20 protein-coding genes are annotated in these 25,439 nt (G+C 70.7%); 6 read left to right on the plus strand and 14 right to left on the minus strand.

Annotation, left to right across the window (positions count from 1 at the left end; translation table 11 throughout):
* Positions 1-114: 114 nt before the first annotated feature.
* Together QE374_RS07115 and QE374_RS07120 are read right to left on the minus strand one after the other, a co-directional pair.
* On the minus strand, positions 115-3,813 hold the full coding sequence (locus QE374_RS07115; protein WP_309733434.1) for a proline dehydrogenase family protein: 3,699 nt from the start codon (positions 3,811-3,813) through the stop codon (positions 115-117).
* Between the two features lie 66 nt (positions 3,814-3,879).
* Positions 3,880-4,443, minus strand: coding sequence for an acyl-CoA thioesterase (locus QE374_RS07120; RefSeq protein WP_309733437.1), 564 nt, complete (start codon positions 4,441-4,443; stop codon positions 3,880-3,882).
* 152 nt (positions 4,444-4,595) lie between these two features.
* Between QE374_RS07120 and QE374_RS07125 the strand changes: the two genes are divergently transcribed.
* Positions 4,596-5,102 carry a GNAT family N-acetyltransferase gene (locus tag QE374_RS07125; RefSeq protein WP_234073760.1) on the plus strand — a complete coding sequence of 169 codons (507 nt, stop codon included), beginning with the start codon at positions 4,596-4,598 and terminating at the stop codon, positions 5,100-5,102.
* 33 nt (positions 5,103-5,135) lie between these two features.
* Here QE374_RS07125 and QE374_RS07130 read toward each other — a convergent pair whose 3' ends face one another.
* From QE374_RS07130 to rlmN, 12 genes are all read right to left on the minus strand, one after another.
* Complete coding sequence (locus QE374_RS07130) at positions 5,136-7,058, minus strand: cytochrome b/b6 domain-containing protein (protein WP_309733439.1); 1,923 nt, start codon at positions 7,056-7,058, stop codon at positions 5,136-5,138.
* Between the two features lie 2 nt (positions 7,059-7,060).
* Entirely contained in the window at positions 7,061-8,026 is a 966-nt protein-coding gene (locus QE374_RS07135) for an electron transfer flavoprotein subunit alpha/FixB family protein (protein ID WP_309733442.1), read from the minus strand.
* A gap of 12 nt (positions 8,027-8,038) precedes the next feature.
* Entirely contained in the window at positions 8,039-8,815 is a 777-nt protein-coding gene (locus QE374_RS07140) for an electron transfer flavoprotein subunit beta/FixA family protein (RefSeq protein ID WP_309733444.1), read from the minus strand.
* A 45-nt stretch (positions 8,816-8,860) separates the two neighbouring features.
* On the minus strand, positions 8,861-9,637 hold the full coding sequence (locus QE374_RS07145) for an enoyl-CoA hydratase-related protein (RefSeq protein WP_309733445.1): 777 nt from the start codon (positions 9,635-9,637) through the stop codon (positions 8,861-8,863).
* A gap of 61 nt (positions 9,638-9,698) precedes the next feature.
* The gene (locus QE374_RS07150) at positions 9,699-10,877 is read right to left on the minus strand and encodes a thiolase family protein (protein ID WP_309733447.1); all 1,179 of its coding nucleotides are present in this window, start codon (positions 10,875-10,877) and stop codon (positions 9,699-9,701) included.
* A 4-nt stretch (positions 10,878-10,881) separates the two neighbouring features.
* Positions 10,882-12,072, minus strand: a complete 1,191-nt coding sequence (locus tag QE374_RS07155) for a bifunctional 2-methylcitrate synthase/citrate synthase (protein WP_309733449.1) — start codon at positions 12,070-12,072, stop codon at positions 10,882-10,884.
* A 26-nt stretch (positions 12,073-12,098) separates the two neighbouring features.
* Positions 12,099-12,995 (minus strand): methylisocitrate lyase, encoded by an 897-nt coding sequence (gene prpB, locus QE374_RS07160; RefSeq protein ID WP_309733450.1) that lies wholly within the window; start codon positions 12,993-12,995, stop codon positions 12,099-12,101.
* Complete coding sequence (locus QE374_RS07165; protein ID WP_309733452.1) at positions 12,995-14,518, minus strand: MmgE/PrpD family protein; 1,524 nt, start codon at positions 14,516-14,518, stop codon at positions 12,995-12,997. Before QE374_RS07165 ends, prpB begins: the two co-directional genes overlap by 1 nt.
* Positions 14,515-15,195, minus strand: coding sequence for a GntR family transcriptional regulator (locus QE374_RS07170; protein WP_309733454.1), 681 nt, complete (start codon positions 15,193-15,195; stop codon positions 14,515-14,517). The genes QE374_RS07165 and QE374_RS07170 overlap by 4 nt, the downstream gene beginning before the upstream one ends.
* A gap of 113 nt (positions 15,196-15,308) precedes the next feature.
* Positions 15,309-15,773: an NUDIX domain-containing protein gene (locus QE374_RS07175; RefSeq protein ID WP_309733456.1), complete on the minus strand. Its 465-nt coding sequence runs from the start codon at positions 15,771-15,773 to the stop codon at positions 15,309-15,311.
* 74 nt (positions 15,774-15,847) lie between these two features.
* Complete coding sequence (locus QE374_RS07180) at positions 15,848-17,806, minus strand: AarF/UbiB family protein (RefSeq protein ID WP_309733458.1); 1,959 nt, start codon at positions 17,804-17,806, stop codon at positions 15,848-15,850.
* 68 nt (positions 17,807-17,874) lie between these two features.
* Positions 17,875-19,128, minus strand: coding sequence for a 23S rRNA (adenine(2503)-C(2))-methyltransferase RlmN (rlmN, locus tag QE374_RS07185; protein WP_309733460.1), 1,254 nt, complete (start codon positions 19,126-19,128; stop codon positions 17,875-17,877).
* An 80-nt stretch (positions 19,129-19,208) separates the two neighbouring features.
* Between rlmN and QE374_RS07190 the strand changes: the two genes are divergently transcribed.
* From QE374_RS07190 to QE374_RS07210, 5 genes are all read left to right on the plus strand, one after another.
* Positions 19,209-20,138: a PRD domain-containing protein gene (locus QE374_RS07190; RefSeq protein WP_309733462.1), complete on the plus strand. Its 930-nt coding sequence runs from the start codon at positions 19,209-19,211 to the stop codon at positions 20,136-20,138.
* Positions 20,139-20,324: 186 nt separating this feature from the next.
* Positions 20,325-22,181: a beta-glucoside-specific PTS transporter subunit IIABC gene (locus QE374_RS07195; protein WP_309733463.1), complete on the plus strand. Its 1,857-nt coding sequence runs from the start codon at positions 20,325-20,327 to the stop codon at positions 22,179-22,181.
* Positions 22,182-22,251: 70 nt separating this feature from the next.
* A complete protein-coding gene (locus QE374_RS07200) occupies positions 22,252-23,670 on the plus strand; it encodes a glycoside hydrolase family 1 protein (protein WP_309733465.1) in 1,419 nt (472 codons plus the stop codon).
* 123 nt (positions 23,671-23,793) lie between these two features.
* Positions 23,794-24,630, plus strand: a complete 837-nt coding sequence (locus tag QE374_RS07205) for a Cof-type HAD-IIB family hydrolase (RefSeq protein ID WP_309733467.1) — start codon at positions 23,794-23,796, stop codon at positions 24,628-24,630.
* Between the two features lie 223 nt (positions 24,631-24,853).
* Complete coding sequence (locus tag QE374_RS07210) at positions 24,854-25,387, plus strand: AAA family ATPase (protein ID WP_309733469.1); 534 nt, start codon at positions 24,854-24,856, stop codon at positions 25,385-25,387.
* The last annotated feature ends 52 nt before the right edge of the window (positions 25,388-25,439 follow it).

The following is a 25,439-nucleotide window of genomic DNA, read 5'->3' on the forward strand; positions in this document are numbered from 1 at the left end:
CGCCCCGCGCGGCATGTCCCACTTGCCGCACCGCGTGTCCCACTTGCCGCAGGAATCGGACCTGATCTCTGCGGCAAGTGGGACACGGATGCGGGTCGGACCGCGCTCAGGGCCTCAGATGACCGCTTCGCTCCACGCGTCGGGGTTGCCGAAGCGGTGCGCGGTGATCGCGATGGCCTGCTCGTGCAGGAACGGCAACAGCTCGAGGCGCCCCGCCGTGGTGACCGGGTTCGCGTAGACGGCGAGATCCGGGTCTCCGGCGATCGCCTCGGCGAGCGTTCGGTGCAGGATGCCGGTCTCGGACGCGGGCCCCACGAGCCGTGCTCGGGCGACGCGCGGCTTGACGCTGACACCCGCCGCATCCGCCTCGGCCCGGGTGAGGCGCTCGATCCACTGCGCATCGGTCTCGACGTGCACCGTGAGACCCGCCTCGCCCAGGGAGCGGCGCACCGCCGGCGGAAGCCCCGTCGCCGTGCTCAGGGATGCGGCGGAGCCGGCGCGCAGAGCGGCGAGCGCGACGCGCAGCACCTCCTGCACCTCCGCACCCGCGGTCGCCCGCACGGCCACATCGACCGACCGGTACCGGAACAGGTTCCGCTCGATGCCGAGTCCCGTCACATCCTTGATCCGGCCGAACTCGCGATCCCACTCCACCGCATCCGACAGCGCGGCACGGCGAAGCCACTCGAAGCGGTCGTAGTCCAGCGACGGCTGGGCTGCTTCGATGATCGCGGTGATGCGGGAGTCGAGCCCGCGCAGGTGCAGCGTGGTCGAGCCGCTGACAGCGGTGGGTCGCCAGCTCCCGAGACCGATCAGGTAGTTCGGGCCGCCGGCCTTCGTTCCGGCCCCCACCGATGAGCGCTTCCAGCCCCCGAACGGCTGGCGCTGCACGATCGCGCCCGTGATGCCCCGGTTCACGTAGAGGTTGCCCGCCTCGACGCGATCGAGCCACAGCGCGAGGTCGTCGGGATGCTGGGTGTGAAGGCCGGCCGTCAGCCCGTAGGCGACCGCATTCTGCAGCTCGATCGCCTCGGCCAACGACGAGGCGTGCATGACACCCAGCACCGGACCGAAGAACTCCTCGAGATGGAAGCGCGACCCCGGCGCGACGCCCGTGCGGATGCCGGGACGCCACAGTCGTCCCGCCAGCTCGGGCGCGCCGTCGATCTGCTCGGGTTCCACGAGCCACTTCTCGCCGTCGTCGAGCGTGGTCAGCGCCCACGCCAGCTTGCCCTGCGGCGGCTCGATCACGGGGCCCACCTCTGCGGCGGCGTCGGCGGGCGACGCGACCACGAGTGAGCGCGTGGCATCGACGAGCTGGCGCGCGAAGCGGGCCGAGCGCCCCACCGATCCGACGAGGATCGCAAGGGATGCGGCGGAGCATTTCTGTCCGGCATGCCCGAACGCGCTCCTGACGAGATCGGATGCGGCGAGGTCGAGATCGGCCGACGGCATGACGATGATGGCGTTCTTGCCACTCGTCTCGGCCAGCAGCGGCAGATCGGGCCGCCAGGAGCGGAACAGCTGCGCGGTCTCCCACGAGCCGGTGAGGATCACCCGGTCCACGTGGGGATGGGAGATGAGCTGCTGTCCCAGCTCGCCCTCGTCGATGTCGACGAGGGCGAGCAGGTCGCGGGGTACGCCCGCATCCCACAGCGCCTCGGCGACGACCGCCGCCGAGCGGCGCGCCTGCGGCGCCGGCTTGAACACCACGCCGGATCCCGCCGCGAGGGCCGCGAGCACGCCTCCCGCGGGGATCGCGAGCGGAAAGTTCCACGGCGGCGCGACGACCGTCAGCCGCGCCGGGACGAAGACGGCACCCGCGACCCGGTCCAGCTCGCGCGCGGTGGCCGCGTAATAGTTGGCGAAGTCCACCGCCTCGCTCACCTCGACGTCCGCCTCGGCCAGCACCTTGCCGGTCTCGGATGCGGCGACCTCGATCAGCAGATCGCGCCGCGCCTCGAGGGATCGCGCGGCCGCCTGCAGCACCACGGCGCGGTCGGCCGCGGGCAGCGAGCCCCAGGCGGCGGCTGCCTCCCGCACGCGCGCGATCGTGCGCTCGAGCGTGTCGGTGTCGCCGATCCGGGCTGCGCCGATGGTCGCGTCGCCCGCGGTCGAGGTCTCGATCCGCTCGATGATGCGCTGCGCCCACTCGCGGTTGGCGGGAAGGGCGGGATCGGTGTCGGCGGCGGGACGGAACCCCGGGGCCCCGTGCACGCCGGCGTTGGACTCGCGCGGGGAGAAGACCGCCGTCTCGACGAACTCCGCGCCGCCGAACAGCACCGAATGCGCGTCCGGTTCGGTGCGGTCCGCGGCGATGCCGAGCACGGCCTGGGTGAGTCCGGCGACCTCCTGCGTGGGTGCGGGGTCGCGCAGGATGGCGGGCTCGGCCGCATCCGCTGCGCTCTGCAGGCGGTTCTGCCCGCGGCGGGGTCCGGTGCGCAGCGCCGCATCCGTCGACCGTTCGATCGAGGCGAGGAAACGGTCGCGCTCGCGCGCGAACAGCTCGGGATCGGTGTCGAGGTCGAACGCGGCGGAGAGGAAGTTCTCGCTGGAGGCGTTCTCCTCGAGTCGGCGCACGAGGTAGCTGATCGCCACGTCGAACTCGTCGGGGCGCACGACCGGCACGTAGAGCAGCACCGTGCCCACATCGCGCGAGACCGCGGCGACCTGCCCCGCGGCCATGCCCAGGAGCATCTCGAACTCGATGCGCTCGCGCACGCCGCGCTCTCCGGCGAGCAGCCACGCGTAGGCGACGTCGAAGAGGTTGTGACCGGCGACACCGACACGGACGGCGGCGGCGTGGTCGGCGTCCAGCGCCCAGTCGAGGCAGCGCAGATAGTTCGCGTCGGTGTCGAGCTTCGTGTCGTACGGCGCCTGCGGCCAGCCGTGCATGATGGCGTCGACGCGCTCCATCGCGAGGTTCGCGCCCTTCACCAGACGCACCTTGATGCCGGAGCCGCCATGCTCGACGCGCTGTCGCGCCCAGGCGGTCAGCTCCTGTAGTGCCGGGAGAGCGTCGGGCAGGTACGCCTGCAGCACGATCCCCGCCTCGAGATGCGAGAGCCGCTCGTCCTCGAGGATGCGGGTGAACACCGCGATCGTGAGGTCGAGGTCGCGGTACTCCTCCATGTCGAGGTTGATGAAGGTGCCGTCGGTGGCGGCGCTGAGGTACAGCGGCAGCAGACGCTCCACGACGCGCTCGACGACATCGTCGAACGCCCAGAGCGAGATGTGCCCGGCGATGGCCGAGACCTTGACCGAGACGTAGTCGACGTCGGATCGGCGGATGAGCTCGTGGATTCCGTCGAGTCGACGCCGCGCCTCGTTCTCGCCCAGCACCGCCTCACCCAGCAGGTTCAGGTTCAGCTTCGCGCCGCCCTCGCGCAGTTTCGCGATCGCCGCACCGAGCTTGTCGGGGCGCGCATCGACGATGAGGTGGCCGACCATGTCGCGCAGCGCGCGGCGGGCGATCGGCACGACCGGCGTGGGCACCGCGGGGGCGACGGCCCCTCCGACCCGCACGGCGGAACGCAGGTACCAGGGCAGGAAGTCGGGCACGAGCGGGGCGATGCGGCTGAGGTTCGCTGCCGCCGCCGACAGGCTCTCGGGGCGCATGACGCCGTCGACGAACCCGATCGTGAAAGGCAGTCCGTTGGGGTCGCGCAGCACTCCCGCGAGGCGCTCCGCCGCGGGGTCAGCGTGGGCGTCGGCGGCTTCGGTGACCCAACGTCGCGCGAGGGTGACCGCGTCGACGGCGAGGGATGCGGGACGCGGCGCTCGTGGCGCCCCCGCCTCGGTGCTGGAGGACATGCGCTCAGCCTACGTCGGGGCCCGGCGGCGCCGACGGCGTGACACGAGCCCGCCGGCGGCGCCGGTTCAGCGCCAGATGCTGGGCGCGGGGCGACGCGTCGACGGGAGGGCCACATCCTCCGCCCAGCGCAGCATCCACTCCTCGGGAGCCGGCACGGTGGCGGGGTCCTGGCCGAGCGCCTCGAACAGCTCGGCGAGCCCGACGGTGCCGCCGGAGCGGCGCGCGAAACGGCCGCGGGCGATGAGCTGCGCGTAGATCTCGCCGTCGACGACGGCACGGTGCTCGAGGTAGACGGCGCGGTCGTCGGCAGCGATGACGCGCGACTCGACGTCGAAGCGCTGCCACAGATGCAGCGACTTGCGGTAGCTGATGGTCGCGTTGGCGACGACCGGATACCAGCCGCGCTCGCGCATGAGGTCCCAGAGTCCGGTGCGCATGAGCAGGTCGAAGCGTCCGAGGTCGAACAGCGACAGGTACCGTCCGTTGTTCATGTGCCCCACGACGTCGAGGTCGGTGGGAAGCGTCGTCAGCCGGATGCGGCCGACGCCGAGCGAGTCCATCGCGCCTTCGCGACGGTAACGGCGGCGGGAGGAGGCGAGCAGAAGCAGGGTGCGCCAGATCACGTTCACGACGTCAGATCGTAGGAGAGGGCAGGAGGATGCGGCAGTCGATTGTACGAATCCGACAGCGGCGGCGGCCGCATCCGGGTCGCCGATGGTGGCCCGCAATGACCCGGCGCAGCCGATTTCCGCCGGTCGTGCCGCCCGCGTAGAGTCTGGCCATGGAAGCCGACCTCACCACCGATGTGATCGTCCGCCCGGTACGCGACGTGGACGCCGAAGCCCTCGGTCGCGTGCACGCCACGTGCTGGCACGAGACCTACGACCACCTGATCAGCAAGGCCGCACTGGAGCGCGTCTCGCCCCGCAGGCTCGCCGAGCTCTGGACCCACTGGGCCGAGCAGGGCCCCGACTACCGCATGTCCGCGGCGCTCGTGGAGGGCGAGATCGTGGGCTTCGTCGGATCCGGTCCCGCGCGCGACGAGGACGCCCCGCGCGAGCGCGAGCTGTACTTCATCTACCTGCTGGATGCGTGGCATGGCACCGGCATCGGCCAGAAGCTCTTCGACGCCGCGGTCGAGCCTGGCGAGCAGCTGTATCTGTGGGTCGCCGACGACAACCCCCGCGCTCATCGCTTCTACACGCGCAACGGCTTCGCCCTCGACGGCGCGACGCACACCGAGCCGTTCCTCGGCGAGACGCTGACCGAGGTCCGCTTCACCCGCTGACCCGGCCCCATCCTTCTCCGCGGGGGATGCGGGTCAGCGGGCGCTGACGGTGCCGAAGAGTCGCGCGATGGGCGCGAGCACGAGGGGGCGCGCGGCGATCCATCCGCCGGCCATCACGAGCACGGATGCGGCGAAGATCCAGAACCCGGCCCAGTTGTCCGCGTATGCGGTGGGATCCGTCGATCCCTGCGCGGCGTACATGTGGTTGAGGTTGCGCAGCGCACCGGTCGCGAAGACGAGGGCGACGTGCACGATGATGAACGCGACGAAGTACAGCATCACCGGGAAGTGCACCTTGCGCGCCCATTCGATCGGATAGATGCGGTTCAGGGTCTCCGCCTTGCGCGGCCAGAGTCCGCTCATCCGCACGCCCGTCAGGATCGCGAGCGGCGCCGCGATGAAGACCGTGGTGAAGTAGGCGAGCTGCTGCAGGCTGTTGTAATTCACCCACCCGTTCTCGGTCGGCCAGTCCAGCGACGCGTACTGCAGCGTCGCGGAGAGCGCGTTCGGCAGCACCTCCCAGCTGGTCGGGACGATCCGCATCCACTGCCCCGTCACGAACAGCAGCACGAGGAACACGAGCCCGTTCGCGAGCCACAGCAGATCCAGGGACTGGTGGAACCAGATCGTCAGGCTGGTCTTGCGCTTGCTGTTCCACCGCGGCGTCCAGAACGCCGCCGGCCGCTTCTCGCGCCGCACCTGCAGACCGGACCGGATGATCAGCAGCATGAAGAACGCATTGAGGAAGTGCTGCCAGCCCAGCCAGGCGGGCAGCCCCACGGGGGCGCTCTCGGGGAGGTGGTACTCGCCCGGGTAGGTTGCGAGGAAGTCGCGCAGCGGCTCGAGCGAGACGAGCCACCGCGTCGCGAACACGATCATCGCGAGCGCGAACAACGCCCCCGCGCCGGCCACGATGCCCGCACCCACCCACTGCAGCGCGGTGAACGGGCCGTAGCGGCGCGGCTCCGGCCGCGGCGCGGGGCGCTCGAACGCGGTGCGGCCGGGGAAGACCGTCGGCGTGAACGGCAGCGGTTCCCGCATCCGTTCGATGTCCGCACTCCCCTGTTCGAGGGACTCCGGATGCGGCTCCGCGCCCGACTCCGGCGCAGATCGCGTCCCTTCAACGCCGGGGGCAGGCGCGGATCCGGCGGCGGATGCCGCGGGCCGCTCCGCCGTGGCGGAACCGGACCCCGCGGCGTCGCCGGGCTCCGGGGCAGGATCGGACTCCGTGACGGCACCGGGGTTCGCCGGGGAACCGGACCCCGCGGCGTCGCCGGGCTCCGGGCCGGGGCCGGCGTTCGCTGCGGGCGCCGCAGCGGCGGACGGCCTCGTGCGTCCCGGCGGAGGCCACGGCTCGCCGCCCGCGACGCGCGGCAGGCCCCGCCGGATCGGCCGCGCATCCGCTTCGAGGGACTCCTGATGCGGCCCGGAACCCGAGAACGCAACATCGCGCGTCCCTTCAACGGGAGGGGCGGGGTCAGCGGGAGCCTCCTCGGGCGCGATCCGCGACACCGGCACGGGCCGCACGGCCGCGCCCGCGGACGACGCAGCGACGGATGCGGGAGGCCACGGCTCGCCGCCGGGCACCCTCGGCAGCCCCCGGCGCCGCTTCGCACCCGCGACACCGGACTGCGTCGCGTCCGCGCCGACCCCGGCCTCAGGTTCGAGGGACCCCTGATGCGGCTCCGGAACCGAGATCACCGCATCACGCGTCCCTCGAACATCGACCGGCGCGGCGGGAGCACCGACGGCGGGTTCGACGGCAACGTCGACGGGCTCGACGGCCGCGGCGGGAGCACCGACGGCCGCGACGGCAACGTCGACGGGTTCGGCGGGCTCGGCGGGAACACCCGCGGCACCTTCGGCGACCGCAGCGGCGAAGGATGCGGGGGGCCACGGCTCCCCGCCTGCGACGCGCGGGAGCCCTCGGCGCACGCGACGCGGGCGATCGGCCACGCTCAGCCCCGCTTCGCCGCGAGAGCGTCGATGAGCTGCGGCACCACCTGGAACACGTCGCCGACGACGCCGAAGTCCGCGATCTGGAAGATCGGCGCGTCGGCGTCCTTGTTGACGGCCACGATGGTCTTCGCGGTCTGCATGCCGGCCTTGTGCTGGATGGCGCCCGAGATCCCGAGCGCGACGTACAGCTGCGGCGACACCGAGACCCCGGTCTGTCCGACCTGGTGCTCGTAGGGGATGTAGCCCGCGTCCACCGCCGCGCGCGACGCACCGACGGCGGCGCCGAGCGCGTCGGCGAGCTGCTCCACGAGGGCGAACTTCTCGGCCGAACCGAGCCCGCGTCCGCCCGACACCACCCGCGCTGCTCCCCGCAGCTCGGGACGCGAGGAGGCCTTTTCCACCACCTCGGTGGACAGCACGGATGCGGCCGGCGCACCCGACGGGGTCACCGTCAGCTCCGTGACGATCGGTTCGACGGACGCGGCACGGTCCTCGACCGCTCCCTGGCGCACCGTCGCCACGAGCGGCCCGAAGGTCGCCGCCGCGTCGACGGAGTATGCGCCGCCGTACACGGAGTGGTGAGCGATCACGCCCTCGTCATCGCGATCGAGACCGACGACGTCGACCGCGAGGGCCGCGCCCAGGCGCGCAACGAGCCGGCCCGCGACGTCTCGTCCGTCGATCGAGTGCGAGACGAGCACCGCCTCGGGCGCCACCTGCGCCACCGCCGCGGCGAGCGCGTCGACCTGGGCCAGGCCCAGACCCTCACCCCCGGGGGCGACCAGCACGCGAGGCGCACCCCACTCCCCGGCCGTTGCGGCGAGCGCCGCGTCGCCCACGACGAGCGCGACGGGGGTTCCCACGCGGGATGCGGCCCCGAGGAGTGCGGCGCCGGATGCGGCGAGTCCCCCGGCCGCGGAGCTCTCGAGCAGCACGAGGACGGTGTCGTCGGCGAAGTCGGTCATCGTCGTCACCTCTCAGACCAGGCGGTTCTGGATCAGGAACTCGGCGAGACGGTTGCCGCCGTCGCCCTCGTCGACGATCACCTGTCCGGCCGCGCGCGCGGGCCGGGGGGCGATCGCGATCATGATCGAGCGCGCGACACCGGGGTCGTCCGCGTCGATGCCGAGATCGGCGAGCGACAGCGTCTCGATGGGCTTCTTCTTCGCCGCCATGACGCCCTTGAAGCCGGCCATCCGCGCTTCGGGCATCGCTTCGGTGATCGAGATGACGGCGGGCAGCTCGGCACGGATGCGGCGCACGGCGCCGTCTCCGGGACGATCGCCCTCGACCGCGTCCTCGGCGAGCTCGACGCGGGCGAGGCCCGTCGCGGAGGCGACGCCCAGGCGCTCGGCGATCATGGCGGGGATCACGCCGCCCACACCGTCGGTGGACTGGTTGCCCGCGATGACGAGGTCGAAGCCGGTCCGTGCGATGGCGGCGGCGAGCACCTGGGCGGTGAGTCCCAGGTCGGCGCCGCGGAGCGCTTCGTCGACGATCTGCACGGCGGAGCCCGCGCCGAGCGCGAGGGCCTTGCGCAACGTGGGCGTCGCCTCGTCGGCGGCCATCATCATCGCCACGACCTCGGTGCCGGGGTGTGCGTCGGCGTAGGAGAGTGCGGTCTCGAGGGCGCGCTCGCCGATCTCGTCGATGACGCGATCGCTGGCGGCGCGGTCGGCGAGTCCGGTTTCGAGATCCAGGACGCGGTCACCGTAGGTGTCGGGGACTTCTTTGACCAGCACGACGATTCTCATGGGGCGGTGCTCCTTCGACAGGACGAGTCTAGACGACACTCGGTGTCAGCGATGGCGGAACTCAGGCGCACGCTTCTCGCGGAAGGCGGCCATCCCCTCCTTCTGGTCCTCGAGCGCGAAGAGCGTCGCGAAGCTCTGCTTCTCGAAGCGGAGCCCCTCCGCCAGCACCGTCTCCTGCGCGGCGCGCAGCGCCTCCTTGGCCGCGTAGACCACCGGCAGCGACTTCGAGGCGATGGCTTCGGCGACCTCCATCGCCGCATCCCGCAGCTCGGCCGCGGGCACGACGCGCGAGACGAGTCCCGCGCGCTCAGCCTCCTCGGCCCCCATGCGACGACCGGTCAGCACGAGCTCGGCGGCCTTGTACGCGCCCACGGCACGGGTGAGCCGCTGGGTGCCCCCGAGCCCCGGGATGACACCCAGGGCGATCTCGGGCTGACCGAACTGCGCCGTGTCGGCGGCCAGGATGATGTCGCAGATCATGGCGAGCTCGCATCCACCGCCGAGGGCGAAGCCGGCGACCGCGGCGATCAGCGGGGTGCGGGCCCGTGTCACCTCTTCGAGGGCGGCGAACGGGTTGTCCACGAGCATGTCACGCGTCGACTTGTCGGCCATCTGCTTGATGTCGGCACCGGCGGCGAAGGCGCGCTCACTCCCGGTCAGCACGATCGCCCCGACTCCCTCGTCGGCGTCGAAGCCGGCGACGGCGGCGGCGAGCTCACCCACCAGGGTCGAGTTGAGGGCGTTGAGGGCGTCGGGTCGATTCAGGGTGATCCACCCGACGCGACCGTGCTGCTCGACGAGGATCGTCTCGTAGGTGCTCATCTGCCCATCGTGGCATGAGCGCACCCGCGCGCGGCAGGGCGACTGTCCGGGGAATTCCCCCTCAGACCCGTTCGACGATCAGGGCGTTCGCCATACCCCCGCCCTCGCACATCACCTGCAGCCCCCGGCGACCGCCGGTGTGCTCCAGGTAGGCGACGAGCGTGCTGAGCAGGCGGGTGCCCGACGAGCCGAGCGCGTGCCCGAGCGCGATCGCGCCGCCCCACGGATTCAGCCGCGCGGGGTCGGCGCCGAGCTCCTCCAGCCAGGCGAGCGGCACCGAGGCGAACGCCTCGTTCACCTCGTACGCGTCGATGTCCTCGATCGTGAGCCCCGCGCGATCCAGGATGCGGCGCGTCGCCGGGATCGGCGCGGTGAGCATCATGAGCGGGTCGTCGCCCACGACCGCGAACGAACGCAGGACGGCGCGCGGCCGCAGCCCGAGCTCCGCTGCGCGTTCGGCGCTCATCAGCAGCGCAGCGGAGGCGCCGTCCGTCAGCGGCGACGACGATCCGGCGGTGACGCGCCACTCCAGCGCGGGGAAGCGCGCCGCCGCGGCGTCGGTGCGAAACGCCGGAGGCAGCCCCGCCAGCGCGTCCGCGGTCGTCTGCACACGGATCGTCTCGTCGAGCTCGACCAGACCGGCCGACGTCTCGACGGGCACGAGCTGCGAGGCGAACAGCCCCGCCGCAGCAGCCGCAGCGGCACGGCGGTGGGACTCGGCCGCATAGGCGTCCAGCGCCTGGCGCGACAGGCGCCACTTCGCGGCGATGAGCTCGGCGGCGATGCCCTGCGAGACGAGCCCCTCCGGGTAGCGCTCGCCGAGCAACGGCGAGACGGGGGACCCGGCTGCGGCCGCCGAGCCGAGGGGCACGCGACTCATCGACTCGACGCCGCCGGCGATCACGATGTCGGCGGTCCCGGCCATGATCGCGTGCGCCGCCGACTGGACGGCCTGCTGCCCCGAGCCGCACTGCCGGTCGAAGGTCGCGGCGGGCACCGTCTCGGCGAAACCCGCCGCGAGCACGGCGTGGCGCGCGATGTTCGTGGACTGCTCGCCGACCTGGCTGACACAGCCGAGCAGTACGTCGTCGACGAGGCCATCCTCGAGGCCGTTGCGCTCGACGAGGGCGCGCAGCACGCCGGCGGCGAGGTCCACGGGATGCACCCCGCTGAGCGCACCTCCTGGCTTGCCCCGCCCCGAGGGCGTGCGCACCGCGTCGACCAGCACCGCCTCGCGCACGGGCTCAGCCCTTCTCTTCGGGCCGCTCGCTGACATGTTCTGCCGCCTCGTCGGCGACGTAGCCGGCGACGTGCCGTTCGTCGGGGCCGTTGTAGACCGAGAGCGGGCGGATGAGCGCGTTGCGGCTGTACTGCTCCATGATGTGGGCCGTCCAGCCGACGACACGCGCGGCGACGAACAGCGGGGTGAAGGTCACCGTGTCGAACCCGATGAGGTTGTAGGCGGGCCCCGACGGGTAGTCGAGGTTGGGGTAGATGCCCTTGCGTGCCACGAACTCGCTCTCGAGCGCGTCATAGAGCCGTGCCACGTCCGGTCGGTCGTAGTGGGCGACGAGATCGTCGAGCGCCGCCTTCATGGTGGGCACGCGCGAGTCGCCGCGCTTGTAGACGCGGTGGCCGAAGCCCATGATCTTGCGCTTGTTCGCGAGTGCGTCGTCGAGCCAGGCCGCGACGTTCTCCGCCTCGCCGATCTCATCGAAGATGTGCAGCACCGCCTCGTTCGCACCGCCGTGCAGCGGACCCTTCAGCGCACCGACCGCGCCGACGACCGCGGAGTGCAGATCGCTGAGCGTGGAGGCGATGACCCGCCCCGTGAAGGTGGAGGCGTTGAACGAGTGCTCGGCGTACAGGATCATCGATCGGTTGAAGGCGTCCACGACAACCGCATCCGCCTCTTCGCCGAAGGTCATCCAGAGGAAGTTCGCCGCGTAGTCCAGATCGTCGCGCGGCGGGATCGGGAGCTGCCCGCGGCGGCGGCGCTGACCGTAGGCGACGATCGCCGGCAGCGCGGCGAACAGCCGGAGGCTTCGCGCGAGGTTCTCCTCGGGGGTGCCGACGGCATCGAGCACGGACCCGACACCGGCGAGGTCCGCGGCGCCCAGCACGCTCAGCGCCGTGCGCACCTCGTCCATCGGATGCGCGTCGAGCGGCACGAGTTCGATCGCCGACTGCACGGCCGCCGTCAGCGGCCGATGCTCCCGCTCGGCGCGGCGGAGCTCTGCCAGCTGCTCGTCGCTCGGCAGCTCTCCGTGCCACAGCAGGTACGCCACCGCCTCGACCGGCTGCGTGGCGGCGAGCTCCTGCACGGGGTAGCCGCGGTACAGCAGCGAGTTGGTCTCGGGGTTGACCTTGGAGATGGCGGTCTCGTCGGCGACCACCCCCGCCAGTCCCTTCCGGATCTGGTCCTGCTCGGTCATGTCACTCCTTCGTGCTGGGCCGCGCGTCACGGACGCGTGTAGGTGAAGATGCTGTCGTCGAAGCTGTTGTACTGCTCGTAGTCGATCAGGTCGTAGAGCTCGGCGCGATGCTGCATCTCGCCGACCTTGTCACGCAGATGTCCCTTGTCGACGAGGTCGTCCAGCGCGCGCTCGGCGGCGCCCATCGCGATGCGCAGCAACGAGACCGGCCAGATCACGATGTTGACCCCCACGTCGCGGAGCTGATCGACCGAGAAGAGCTCGCTCTTGCCGAACTCGGTCATGTTGGCGAGGATCGGCACGTCGACGGCTCTGCGCATCGCCTCGAACTCATCGAGGGTCGCCAGCGCCTCCGGGAAGATCGCATCCGCTCCCGCATCCACGAGCGCCTTGGCGCGGTCGACCGCCGCATCCAACCCCTCGATCGCGCGGATGTCGGTGCGCGCCATCACGAGGAAGTCGGGATCGCGGCGCGCGTCGACGGCGGCGCGGATGCGGCGCAGCGCCGTCCCTTCGTCCACGACGGCCTTGCCGTCGAGGTGACCGCAGCGCTTCGGGTTGATCTGATCCTCGATGTGGGCGCCGGCGACGCCGGCGTCCTCGAGCATCTGGATGGTGCGCGCGACGTTCATGGGCTCGCCGAATCCGGTGTCGGCATCGATGAGCGCCGGAAGCTCCGTCGTCCGGGCGATCTGAGCGCCGCGTCCGGCGACCTCGGTCAGGGTCGTCAGGCCGATGTCCGGAAGCCCGAGATCGGCCGACAGCACCGCGCCCGAGATGTAGACGCCCTCGAAGCCCTTGCGCTCGATCAGCCGCGCGGACAGCGGATTGAAGGCGCCCGGGAGCCGCATCAGCCCACCCGACGCGAGACCGGCGCGGAACGCGCGGCGCTTCTCCGATGCGGACGCCGTCGATCCGAGCATCAGAACAGCCCCTTCGGCGCCGGCTGCGACAGCAGCAGCCCCGGCTTGGCGACGATCGAGAGCTGGCGCACCTCGTCGGCGTTCAGCTCCGGCAGGCGCTGCACGAGCTCGAGGAACCGCTCGATCTCCGCCGCCTCCAGCACGGGCTCCGCCAGCAGCCGGAACTTGCGGACGTAGTCCTCGCGGACGAAGGGCCGGGCTCCGAGCGGGTGCGCGTCGGCGACGGCGATCTCGTCCTCGATGACCGACCCGTCGGTGAGGGTGATGACCACGCGACCGCCGAATGCCTTCTCGTCGGGGTCCTCGGAGTGATAGCGGCGGGTCCATTCGGCGTCTTCTGCCGTGGTCACCTTGTTCCACAGCTCGACGGTGTCCGCGCGCGCCGCACGCTCGGGCGCATAGGAGTCGACGTGGTGCCAGGTTCCGTCCTGCAGCGCCACCGCGAAGATGTACGGGATCGAGTGGTCCAGCGTCTCGCGGGATGCGGTCGGATCGTACTTCTGCGGATCGTTCGCCCCGGAGCCGATCACGTAGTGCGTGTGGTGGCTGGTGTGCAGCACGATCGAGGCGATGCTGGCGGGATCGCGCAGCTCGGGCCGCTCGGTACCGAGCTTGCGGGCCAGGTCGATCCATGCCTGGGCCTGATACTCGGCGGAGTGCTCCTTCGTGTACGAGTCCAGGATCGCCCGCTTGGACTCGCCCGCGGCGGGAAGCGGCACGTCGTAGGAGGCGTCCTTGCCGTCGAGCAGCCAGGCGACGACGCCGTCCTCGCCCTCGTAGATGGGGGAAGGGGAGGTCTCGCCGCGCATCGCGCGGTCGACGGCCTCGACCGCCATCTTGCCGGCGAACGCCGGGGCGTGGGCCTTCCAGGTCGAGATCTCTCCCTTGCGGGACTGACGGGTCGCGGTGGTCGTGTGCAGCGCCTGCCCGACGGCCTGGTAGATCGTCTCGGTGTCCAGGCCCAGCAGGGTGCCGATGCCGGCCGCGGCCGAGGGGCCGAGGTGTGCGACGTGGTCGATCTTGTGCTTGTGCAGGCTGATCGCGCGCACGAGGTCGATCTGGATCTCGTAACCGGTCGCGATGCCCCGCGCGAGCGCCTGTCCGTCGGCGCCGACGTGCTGCGCGACGGCGAGGATGGGCGGGATGTTGTCCCCCGGGTGCGAGTAGTCCGCCGCGAGGAAGGTGTCGTGATAGTCAAGCTCGCGCACGGCGACGCCGTTGGCCCACGCCGCCCACTCGGGCGAGGTGCGGCGCTCGAGCGCGCATCCGAACACCGTCGCACCGGCACCACCGATGGAGACGGCGTGATCGAGCGCCTGCTGGCGAGCGGCGACGACGGGGCGACGGGTGAGGGAGGCGGCGGCGACCGCCGCGTTGTCGATGAGCCGATTGACGATCATGTCGACGACGTCCGCGTCGACCGCCACGGGGTCGGTGGCGACCTCGGCGATGTGCCAGGCCAGCTGGCCCTCGCGGGCGAGCTTCTCCTCGCTCGTGTGGACACGGAGGTGGTGCGTGATCATGCTGCTCCCGGGGTGGATCGTGCGACGCGCGGGGCGTCGGATGCGTCGGCGAGCGACGCGAGGATGGCGGTCAGTGCGTGGTGCAGGTGCACGTGGGTGGCGTGGGCCGCGAGTTCGGCGTCGCCGTCGGCGATGGCGCGCGCGATGAGGCGGTGCTCGGCGGCGGAGGCGGCGAGGCGTGCGGGATTGTCGCGCGCGAGGCGGCGCACGCGGACGAGATGGGTGCGCACGGTCCGCAGCGCGGCGATCAGATAGTCGTTGCCGACGGCGGCGTCCAGCGCCTGATCGAACTGCGCGATCGTGGCGTAGTAGGCGTCCGCGTCGGCCTGAGGGTCCTCGGCCGCCCAGCGTTCGGCGAGCGCGGCGAACGGCTCACCCGGAGCCCCGTCGGCCACGCGCTCCGCCGCGATGCGGGCAGCGGACTCCTCGAGCGCACGGCGCACGGCGAAGAGGGCGCGGATGTCGTCGGCGTCGATGTCGGTCACGACGGTGACCCGCGGCGAGGCCTGCGCGACGAGCCCGTCGGCGGCGAGGCGTCCGATGGCCTCTCGCAGCGGCGTGCGGCTCACGCCGAGCCGGCGGGCCTGCTCCACCTCGGCGAGCACGGTTCCCGGCGCCAGCTCACCGGACTGGATCTGCTCGAGAAGTGTGCGGTACGCACGGTCGCTCGCCCGCATCCCGCCTCCTCCCGTATCGCCCGATGAACTCGCACAGTGTATGCACAATCAGCCCGTTGATGCCAACCGCTGACGGTTTCGGTCATTTGGGTATACACAGCGCATCCGGAACGTCAGCCGTCCAGATGCGGCGCGAGCGCGTCGAGCACGGGGCGCTGAGCAGCCACCAGCAACTCGCGCGCGTCGTCGACCCGCACCCATTCGGCGCGGTCCACCTCGGGGAACGACTCCGTACGCCCCGAATGGGGCGGCCACTCGAGCGAGAACTCGCCGAACCGCATCCCGACGAGGGCGAAACCGTCGGCGTCGAGCGCGAACACCCGGAGGCGCTTGCCCGACGAGTAGCGGAACTCGCCGAGCTCCACCCGCTCCCCGGCGGGCGGCGTGAGCCCCAGCTCCTCCTGGAACTCGCGCTCAGCGGCGGTGAGCGGATCTTCGGATGCGGGGTCGTACTCCCCCTTGGGGATCGACCACGCCCCCGCCTGCTTGCGCTGCCAGAAGGGCCCGCCCATGTGCGCGATCAGCACCTCGGCGGTGTCGGGCCGGAAGAGGAGGAGCCCCGCGCTGTACGCGGTCATCGCCGCATCCCGTCGCTTCTTCGCCGCACCCGTCCACGCTAGCCGGGTCTGAGACGCCGAGGGTCGCCGGGGCGCTATCGCCGCCGCTCGAAGGCGGCGCGAAGGCTCCGCAGCAGCAGGAGCAGCCCGCCGAGTCCGACCACCGCACCGAGGAACGGGAACAGCGGCACCTGAGCGGTGAGATGCGGCCCCGCATCCGAGACACCCAGCAGGACCGCCGAGATCACGAGGGCGATGCCAACCAGCGTGGTCGTGAAGCGCGAGAACAGCTGCTCCACGAACCCGCGACCGGTCGCGTCGTCGAAGCTGCGCAGGCGCACCGAGAAGGTGCCGTCCTCGAGCTGCTGACTGAGGGTGGAGAGCGTTCGCGGCAGTCGCCGCAGCTGCTCGCCCACGATCGCCGCCTGCGTCTGTGCCGTGAGCGCGAACCCCTTCGGCGAGGTCAGTGCGCGCGTGAAGGCGGGCGCCTGCGACAGCGCCCGGCCGACCATGTCGTAGTCGTGGCGCAGGCGCCGCAGTGAGCCCTCGAGCGAGGCCAGAGTTCGAAAGACCAGCAGGAGCGAGGGCGGCAGGGCGAGACGATGATGGCGCATGACGTCCACGAGGGCCGCGAAGACGTTCTGGTCGACACCCGCGTTGTGCATGCGGGTGAGGATCACGCCGATGTCGTGCTGCAGCGCGACCTGGTCGAAGGTGTCGGTGTCGGGCGGGGTCACGAGCATGAGCACGATGTCGGTCGCGGCGACGTCGTCCTCGTTCGCGATCGCCACCAGCAGCGGCAGCAGCAGGCGGCGCATGCTCTTCTCGAGCACGCCGACCGAACCGAAGTCGATGAGGGTGACGGTGCCGTCGGCCGCGAGCATGAGATTGCCCGGGTGCAGATCGGCGTGGAAGACGCCCCGAACGGCGATCTGCTCGAAGACGGCGTCGACGACCGCGTCGGCGATCCTCGTCGCCGCATCCGGGTCGAGTGTCGACGCGTCGACGTGGCCGAACGGAATGCCCTCGGCGCGCTCCTGAACGAGCATCTGCGCGGTCGTGTACTGAGCGAAGACCTTCGGCACGGCGAGCGGTGTGAGCTTCGAGCGGGCCGCCGCACCCCGCAGCATCTCGGTGTTGGCCGCCTCGATGCGGTAGTCCAGCTCCTCCCGCAGCGATCTGGCGAACTCCGCGGCCAGCGCCGTCACCCCGTAGTCACGCGCCCACGTGGTGTGGCGCTCCGCGTCCGCGGCCAGCCGTTCGACGATGTCGAGATCGGTCGCGACCTGGGCGCGTGCACTCGGCCGCTGGATCTTGATCACGACCTCGTCGCCGTCCTGCAGCGTCGCGGCGTGCACCTGCGCGACGGATGCGGCCGCCAGCGGCGTCTCGTCGACGCGCGCGAAGACCTCCTCGAGGGGCCTGCCGAGCTGCGTCTCGATCGCGTGACGCGCCTCGCTCCACGGAATCGGCACGGTCTCCATCTGCAGCGTCGACAGGGCGGTCGTGAACTCCGGCGGCAGCACGTCGTCGCGGGCCGAGAGCACCTGGCCGATCTTGATGAAGGTGACGCCGGCGTCGTTCAGCGCGGCCACGATCGCGGCGGGCAGCTCCTCGCGATCGGGGCGGTGCCGCCCGCGGTAGACGCCGAGCCCGTGCCGGGAGGCGATGGAGATGATCTCGGCGTAGCGGCGGGCGCGATCACGGCGTCGGAACAGCTCGCGCACGACGACGACCGGGTTGCGCATCGGTCGGGTCGGCCACAGGAACTCCAGTGCGACGATCGCGATCACGTCGATCGCGAAGAGCCATCCGATCGTGAGCAGGAGGAACAGCGCACCGATCGCGTCGTCGACGGCGAGCACGTCGCCGTCGACGACACCGGCCTGCTGCAGCGCCCACAGCGCGAGGGGCGAGCCCGCCACCACGACGAGCGCTCCGGTGACGAACGGACGGATCCACCCGATCGGCATCCCCAGGAGCCGGCGCGCGACCCACGCCGCGACGCTCGCGAACACGAGGACGAAAAGAACCACCCACACGATCTGCGGCATCGCACCCTCCCCTGTGCCATGACGCTATCGCGTCGGGAGCGAGACCGGGGGGGGCTATCCGTGGCGGATCAGTCGACCGGGGTCGCCGCGGCGACCGCCTGGTCCTCCTCGGTCGCCACGAGCTGCCCGCACGCTCCGTCGATCTCCTTGCCGCGGGTGTCACGGAGCGTCGTCGGGATGCCGGCATCGTTCAGGCGCCGCACGAACTCGTTCTGGACGGGACGCTCGGACGAGGTCCACACCGAACCGGGCGTCGGGTTCAGCGGGATCGGGTTCACGTGCACCCAGCCACGGCCGCGCGCGTTGAGCTTCTCGGCCAGCAGATCCGCGCGCCACGCGTGGTCGTTCATGTCCTTGATCAGCGCGTACTCGATCGACACGCGCCGGCCCGTCTTCTCGAAGTAGCCGCGCGCGGCGTCGAGCACCTCGTCGACCTTCCACCGCGAGTTCACCGGGATGAGCTCGTCGCGCAGCTGGTCGTCGGGCGCGTGCAGCGACAGGGCGAAGGTCACCGGGATGTCCTCGTCCGCGAGCTTGCGGATGGCGGGGGCGAGACCGACGGTGGAGACCGTGATGCCGCGTGCGCTCATGCCCAGCCCGTGCTTCTTGTCGGTCATCACGCGCACCGCGTGCATGACGCGGGCATAGTTCGCCAGCGGCTCGCCCATGCCCATGAACACGATGTTGGTGACGCGCTCGTCCGGGTGCTCAGCGGGCCCGAGGCCCCCGTCGCGGATCAACCGGTTGGCACGGACGATCTGCTCGACGATCTCCGCGGCGCTCATGTTGCGGGTCAGACCCGCTTGACCGGTCGCACAGAAGGGGCAGTTCATGCCGCATCCGGCCTGCGACGAGACGCACAGCGTGATGCGGCCGGGATAGCGCATGAGCACGGATTCGACGAGGGCACCGTCGTGCAGCTTCCAGAGGAACTTGATCGTGTCGCCGCGGTCGGTCTCGAGCCGGCGCACCTCGGTCAGCAACGGCGGCAGAAGGCCCGCAACGAGCTCCTCGCGACCGGACGCGGGAAGGTCCGTCATGAGCGAGGGGTCGCTCGTGTAATGCGTGAAGTAGTGCTTCTCCAGCTGCGCAGCGCGAAACTTCGGGAACCCGAGCTCGACGAGCTTCTCGGCGCGCTGCTCGTGGGTGAGGTCGGCCAGGTGCACGGGAGGCTTGCCGCGCTTGGGGCTGGCGAACTGCAGGAGCGGACGGCCGCTCTCGTCCTTCTGCTGCGACCAGCCTTCGGTGCGGGGGCGCACCTGGCGCACGGCGGATGCGGCGTCGCGTGCCGCGGCCTGGCGGATGGGGGGCTGGTCGGTCATGCCCTCCAGGCTACCGGCGCACGGCTGCCAGGGCCCTGTGCGAGGGCGTCGGGGATCGCCCGCCCCGTTAGGATGCACGCATGCCCTCACCCGAAGGGCGCGACGGCGCGCGCGAGAATCACGTCGTCGCGCACAAGGTCCTCAACAACAACGTCGTCATCTCGATCGACGAGCACGGCCGCGAGCGCGTGCTGATGGGTCGCGGCCTCGGCTTCCAGCTGAAGCCCGACGACCGGCTGGATCCCGCGAAAGTCGAGAAGACGTTCGTGCTCGACTCCGGCGCCGAGGGCGATCGGGAACGGCAGCTGCTCACGGACGTGCCCTACCCCGTGATCGAAGCGGTGACCGGCGCGGTCGATCTGGCCGAACGCGAGCTCGGCCACCACCTCGGTCGCCGGCTGGTCATCCCGGTCATCGACCACATCCAGTACGTACTGGAACGGCTCGATCAGGGCGTGCGCATCCCCGCGACCCACATGCCCGAGCTGCGCGTGCTGCATCCGCACGAGTTCCGCGCCGCCGAGCACATGGCCGCCCACATCGCCACCGCGCTCGACCGGGAGCTGCCGCCCGAGGAGGCCGTCTTCCTCACGATGCATCTGCTCAACGCCACACGCGACGAGCCCAACGGCACCGCGGCCCTCCTGTTCCGACGCGTGCAGCACGTGGCGACCACCGTCGAGACGGGGCTCGGGGTGACACTCGACGTCGAGAGCCCCGACTATGCGCGGTTCATCCTCCACGTGCAGTTCCTGCTGCAGCGCCTGGTCTCCAAGACCATGCTGCGATCGAGCGACACCTCGTTCTTCGAGTTCGCCAAGCACAGCTATCCGCGCTCGTACGCGATCGCCGAACAGGTGAAGGCCTATGTGCGCGCGGCGACGGGATCGGACCTGACCGACGAGGAGCTGCTGTACCTCATCGTGCACGTCGAGCGACTGGCCTCGCAGGTCGGCGCCAAGGCCGCGCCGGACGATGGTGGCGGCGGCATCGAAGAGGTGCTACGGTAACTCGCGCAGGGCGGAGAAGCCCTGCGACGCGACGGATTGTTACTGCGGCAGCAGGCAAAACCTGAACTCACATCGTCTTGACCGACGGTGAACGAGTTCAGGTTTTTTTGTTGCCCGGATACAGCCCGACCCGGCGCGTCACCCACGCGAGTGCCGCGCTGATGCGGCGGAAAGAGGGAGTCCGAGATGGACTACTCGAAGACAGCAGCAGGCGTCCTGAAGGGCGTCGGCGGCGAGGAGAACATCACCTCGCTGGTCCATTGCGCCACCCGACTGCGCTTCGTCCTCAAGGACGAGGGCAAGGCGGATGCGGCCTCGATCAAGGCCGTTCCCGGCGTCGTCACCGTCGCCCAGGCCGGCGGCCAGTACCAGGTCGTCATCGGCAACGAGGTACCCGAGGTGTACGCGGAGATCGGCAAGATCTCCAAGTTCGGCGGCTCGGGCGCAGCGTCCTCCCCGGCACAGGATGCCCCGAAGGGCAACCTGTTCAACCGCTTCATCGCGATGATCTCCGCGATCTTCACCCCCGCGCTCTGGGCCCTCGCCGGCACCGGACTGCTGAAGGCCTTCCTCGCGGCGGCCGTCACGTTCGGCTGGATCGACACGACCACCTCGACCTACGTCGTGCTGAACGCGCTGTCCGACGCGTTCATCAACTTCCTGCCGCTCGCCCTCGCGATCACGGCCGCGCGCTACTTCAAGGCGTCCGAGTTCACCTCCCTCGCCATCGCCGGGGCGCTCCTGTACCCGAGCATCACGGCGCTCGTCGGAGCCCCGGATCTCACCTTCTTCGGCATCCCGTTCACGATGGTCAACTACGTCTCGAGCGTCATCCCGATCATCATCGTCGTCTGGCTGCAGAGCCACGCCGAGCGCTTCCTCTACGCGAAGCTCCCGGCCGCGGTCCGCCGGTTCGTCACGCCCATGATCGTGGTGCTCATCGCGGTGCCGCTCGTCTTCGTCGTCATCGGCCCGATCTCCGCGATCATCAGCGGCTGGGTCGGCTCGGGAATCGGCTGGGTCTTCGAGACCGTGCCGTGGCTGGGCGGTGCCGTCATGGGCGGCCTGTGGCAGGTGTTCGTGATCTTCGGTCTGCACTGGGGTCTGGTTCCGCTGTTCCAGCTGGAGCTGCAGAACAACGGCCAGCTGTTCCTCGTGGCCCCCGTCTTCGCAGCCGTCCTCGCGCAGGCAGCGGCCGTGGCCGGTGTGTGGCTGCGCGCCCGCAACAAGAACCTGAAGTCGCTCGCCGCCCCGGCGACGCTCTCGGGCTTCCTCGCCGGCATCACCGAGCCCGCGATCTACGGCGTGAACCTGCCCCTCAAGCGCCCGTTCGCCTTCGGCATCGTCGGCGGTGCGATCGGTGGCGCGATCATCTCGCTCGGCGGCGTGTTCTCGACCGCGTTCGTGGTGCCGTCGGGCTTGGCGATCCCCGCCCTGCTCGGCAACGGCAACATGGTCTTCCTTGCCCTCGGCCTCGGCGCCGCCATCATCGTGCCCTTCCTGCTCACGGTGATCGTGGGCTTCAAGGAGCCGGCCGAGGATGCCGTCACCCCCGCCGAAAGCACCGACCTCGAGGTGTTCAGCCCGGTCGACGGCACCGTGGTGCCGCTGTCGGAGACCCCGGATGCGGCCTTCGCCGACGGTTCGCTGGGCCAGGGCGTCGCCATCATCCCCCGCAGCGGCGCGCTCTACGCGCCGTTCGACGCGACCGTCGCCGCCGCCTTCCCGACCGGTCACGCGATCGGCCTTCGTCACGCCGACGGCGCGGAGGTGCTGATCCACATCGGTATCGACACCGTCAAGCTCGCGGGTGAGCACTTCTCGCTCAAGGTCACCGGCGGACAGCAGGTGAGCAAGGGCGACCTGCTCGTCGAGTTCGACCTCGAGGCGATCGCCGCGGCCGGCTACGACCTGACGACCCCCGTCATCGTGACCAACTCCGACCTGTACCCGACCGTCGGCTCGCCCGCATCCGGTCCGATCGCGCACGGCGAACCCCTGTTCTTCGCCGTCGCCGTCGAGCAGGCCGTCGCGGCCAAGTGACACCTCGTGCGGGCGGGGGCCGAGGCTCCCGCCCGCACGCCGCATCCGAGATACGAAACGGAAGAGAACCATGAGCACCACCACCCCGTTCCCCGAGGGCTTCCTGTGGGGCGGCGCCACCGCCGCCAACCAGGTCGAGGGCGCCTACGACCAGGGCGGCAAGGGTCTGTCGGTCCAGGACGTCATGCCCCGCGGCATCGTCGCCCCGCGCACGGCTGAGCCCACAACCGACAACCTCAAGCTCGAGGCCATCGACTTCTACCACCGCTACGCGGAGGACATCGCCCTGTTCGCGAAGATGGGATTCGGCGTCTACCGCTTCTCGATCGCGTGGAGCCGCATCTTCCCGAAGGGCGACGAGGCCGAGCCCAACGAAGAGGGCCTCGCGTTCTACGACCGCGTGCTCGATGAGCTGGAGAAGCACGGCATCGAGCCGCTCGTGACGATCTCGCACTACGAGACGCCCCTGCATCTGGCCGAGACCTACGACGGCTGGACCGACCGTCGACTCATCGGGTTCTACGAGAACTACGCCCGCACGCTGTTCGAACGCTACGGGTCGCGCGTGAAGTACTGGCTGACCTTCAACGAGATCAACTCGCTGCTGCACGCACCGTTCATGTCCGGCGGCATCAACACCCCGAAGGAGCAGCTGAGCGACGGGCAGCTCTACCAGGCGATGCACCACGAGCTGGTCGCTTCGGCCCGCGCCACGCGCATCGCCCGGGAGGTCGCGCCGAACGCACAGATCGGCTGCATGGTGCTCTCGATGCCCGTGTACCCGCTGACCCCGTCGCCGGCCGACGCGCTCGCCGTCATGGACTTCGATCACTCCAACCTCGTCTACGGCGACGTGCACACCCGGGGCGCGTACCCCGGTTACTTCCTGCGGACGCTCCGCGAGAAGGGCATCGAGCTGGAGATCACCGACCAGGACCGCGAGGACCTGACCAACACGGTCGACTTCGTCTCGTTCAGCTACTACATGTCGGTCGCCGCGACCGCCGACCCCGCCAAGAAGGTCGCCGGCGAGGGCAACATCATGGGCGGCGTGCCCAACCCCACGCTCGAGGCGAGCGAGTGGGGCTGGCAGATCGACCCGGTGGGCCTGCGCCTCGTGCTCAACCAGTTCTGGGACCGCTGGCAGAAGCCGCTGTTCATCGTCGAGAACGGACTGGGCGCCAAGGACGAGCTGGTCGAGGTCGACGGCGTCAAGACCGTCGTCGACGACTACCGCATCGCCTACCTCAACGACCACCTCGTGCAGGTCGGCGAAGCCATCACCGACGGCGTGGACGTGCTCGGGTACACGTCGTGGGGCTGCATCGACATCGTCAGCGCCTCCACCGCCCAGCTCAGCAAGCGGTACGGGTTCATCTACGTCGACCGCAACGACGACGGCAGCGGCACGCTCGAGCGCTTCGAGAAGAAGTCGTTCGGCTGGTACGCCGACGTCATCCGCACGAACGGCGCCAGCCTCACCCGCTGACGCCACCCGCCGCGTGTGCCCACGACCGTTCCTCGCGGAACGTCTCGTGGGCACACGCCTGTGCCGTCCTGCCCGACTCACCCCGACACGCCTCCCAGGCGGAAGCGGGGAGAATGGATCATCGTGACCCCTCCCCGCATCGCATTCCTCGACGTCGACGGCACGATCCTCGATCACGGCACCACGATCGCCCCGTCCACGGTGACCGCGATCCGCACCGCCCGCGCGCGCGGCACCCTCGTGTACCTCAGCACCGGACGCTCGGCCGGCGACATCCATCCCGCCGTGCGGGAGATCGGCTTCGACGGAGCGATCACCAACGGCGGCGCGTACGCGGTCGCCGGCGGCGACGAGATCGTCGCCGATCCGATGCCGGCGGATGCGGTCGACCGGCTCGAGCGGTTCTTCCACTCCCACGACATCCACTACTTCCTTCAGACCGAAGAGGCCGTGTACGCGTCGGCCGAGGTGCAGGCGGCGGTCGGCGCGATGCTCTCGTCCCTCCGCGCCCAGCGCGCCGGCGACGGGCCGCAGACGGCGCCGCAGGGTGCACCGCGCTTCCGGGATCTGGCCACGATCGATCGCGCCCGCGTGGCCAAGGCGGTCTTTCTCAGCGACTCCACGGATGCGGTCTCGCGCGCGCAGTCCGAACTGGGCGACCGTTTCCACGTGGTGCCGGGCAGCATCCCGCTCCCGGGCGGGACCAACGGCGAGATCGGCATGCAGGGCGTCACCAAGGGCTCCGCGATCACCGCGGTGCTCGACCACCTCGGCATCGACGCCGCCGAAGCGATCGGAATCGGCGACAGCTGGAACGACGTCGAGATGTTCCAGGTGTGCGGCACCGGGATCGCGATGGGTAATGCCGCGCAGGAGCTGAAGGACCTCGCCGACGAGGTCACGACCGCGGTGCTCGACGACGGCATCCACAACGCCTTCGTCCGCCACGGCCTCATCTGACCCCGCTCTCCCCCGCCCGAGTTGCGTCGCAGTTGCGCACCCGCGCCACTTTTGCGCACCTGCGACTGTCATTGACTGGCGCATCTGCGCAGAACTGTGGCGGCACGTGCGCGCGGCGATCGGATGCGGCGAGCCACCGCATCCGGTTCCGACCCGCACCCTGCCCCGGCCGAACCGACGGGCCGGGATGACGGATGCGGCACGCGTTGCGAGGATGGGAGACATGCGACGCGCACGGATCCACATCCTGGGAGCGAGCGGCAGCGGCACCACGACGCTCGGCGCCGCCCTCGCCTCCGCGTGGAGTGTGCCCCACGCGGATGCCGATGACTACTTCTGGCTACCGACCGACCCACCTTTCACCGTGAAGCGCGCGGATGCGGATCGGGTGGCGCTCATGCGGGCGATCTTCGCGCCCCGTCCGGCGTGGGTGCTCTCCGGATCGATGATGGGCTGGGGTGACAGCATCGCCGCGGAGTGCGACGCCGTCGTCTTCGTCACGCTGGATCCGACGGAACGGATGCGGCGGCTCGAGGCACGGGAGCGGCGCCGGCGAGAGGGCGGCCCCCTCCACGATGCGGCGTGGGTCGCGTTCCGGGACTGGGCGCAGAGCTACGACGATCCGGCGTTCGACGGACGGAGCCGGACCACCCACGAAGCGTGGCTCGCCACACTCGGCAAACCGGTCCTCCGGCTCGACGGCATCCACCCGACGGCGGACCTGCTCGATGCCGTCCTCCGTTGGGAGCCGGCGTAGCCCGCATCCGCGCCGCCTCCCCCCGCGCGAGACTGCATGTTCCGCACGAGAT

The organism is Microbacterium sp. SORGH_AS_0428 (assembly GCF_031453615.1).
Lineage (GTDB): Bacteria > Actinomycetota > Actinomycetes > Actinomycetales > Microbacteriaceae > Microbacterium.

Excerpts from the sequence above, each read along its gene's own strand:
- QE374_RS07180 (WP_309733458.1), bottom strand. The coding sequence starts at position 17,806 with ATGCCGCAGATCGTGTGGGTGGTTCTTTTCGTCCTCGTGTTCGCGAGC.
- QE374_RS07115 (WP_309733434.1), bottom strand. The coding sequence starts at position 3,813 with ATGTCCTCCAGCACCGAGGCGGGGGCGCCACGAGCGCCGCGTCCCGCA.
- QE374_RS07195 (WP_309733463.1), top strand. The coding sequence starts at position 20,325 with ATGGACTACTCGAAGACAGCAGCAGGCGTCCTGAAGGGCGTCGGCGGC.
- prpB (WP_309733450.1), bottom strand. The coding sequence starts at position 12,995 with ATGCTCGGATCGACGGCGTCCGCATCGGAGAAGCGCCGCGCGTTCCGC.
- QE374_RS07210 (WP_309733469.1), top strand. The coding sequence starts at position 24,854 with ATGCGACGCGCACGGATCCACATCCTGGGAGCGAGCGGCAGCGGCACC.
- QE374_RS07155 (WP_309733449.1), bottom strand. The coding sequence starts at position 12,072 with ATGACCGAGCAGGACCAGATCCGGAAGGGACTGGCGGGGGTGGTCGCC.
- QE374_RS07125 (WP_234073760.1), top strand. The coding sequence starts at position 4,596 with ATGGAAGCCGACCTCACCACCGATGTGATCGTCCGCCCGGTACGCGAC.
- QE374_RS07145 (WP_309733445.1), bottom strand. The coding sequence starts at position 9,637 with ATGAGCACCTACGAGACGATCCTCGTCGAGCAGCACGGTCGCGTCGGG.
- QE374_RS07140 (WP_309733444.1), bottom strand. The coding sequence starts at position 8,815 with ATGAGAATCGTCGTGCTGGTCAAAGAAGTCCCCGACACCTACGGTGAC.
- QE374_RS07175 (WP_309733456.1), bottom strand. The coding sequence starts at position 15,773 with ATGACCGCGTACAGCGCGGGGCTCCTCCTCTTCCGGCCCGACACCGCC.
- QE374_RS07190 (WP_309733462.1), top strand. The coding sequence starts at position 19,209 with ATGCCCTCACCCGAAGGGCGCGACGGCGCGCGCGAGAATCACGTCGTC.
- rlmN (WP_309733460.1), bottom strand. The coding sequence starts at position 19,128 with ATGACCGACCAGCCCCCCATCCGCCAGGCCGCGGCACGCGACGCCGCA.
- QE374_RS07200 (WP_309733465.1), top strand. The coding sequence starts at position 22,252 with ATGAGCACCACCACCCCGTTCCCCGAGGGCTTCCTGTGGGGCGGCGCC.
- QE374_RS07170 (WP_309733454.1), bottom strand. The coding sequence starts at position 15,195 with ATGCGGGCGAGCGACCGTGCGTACCGCACACTTCTCGAGCAGATCCAG.
- QE374_RS07165 (WP_309733452.1), bottom strand. The coding sequence starts at position 14,518 with ATGATCACGCACCACCTCCGTGTCCACACGAGCGAGGAGAAGCTCGCC.
- QE374_RS07135 (WP_309733442.1), bottom strand. The coding sequence starts at position 8,026 with ATGACCGACTTCGCCGACGACACCGTCCTCGTGCTGCTCGAGAGCTCC.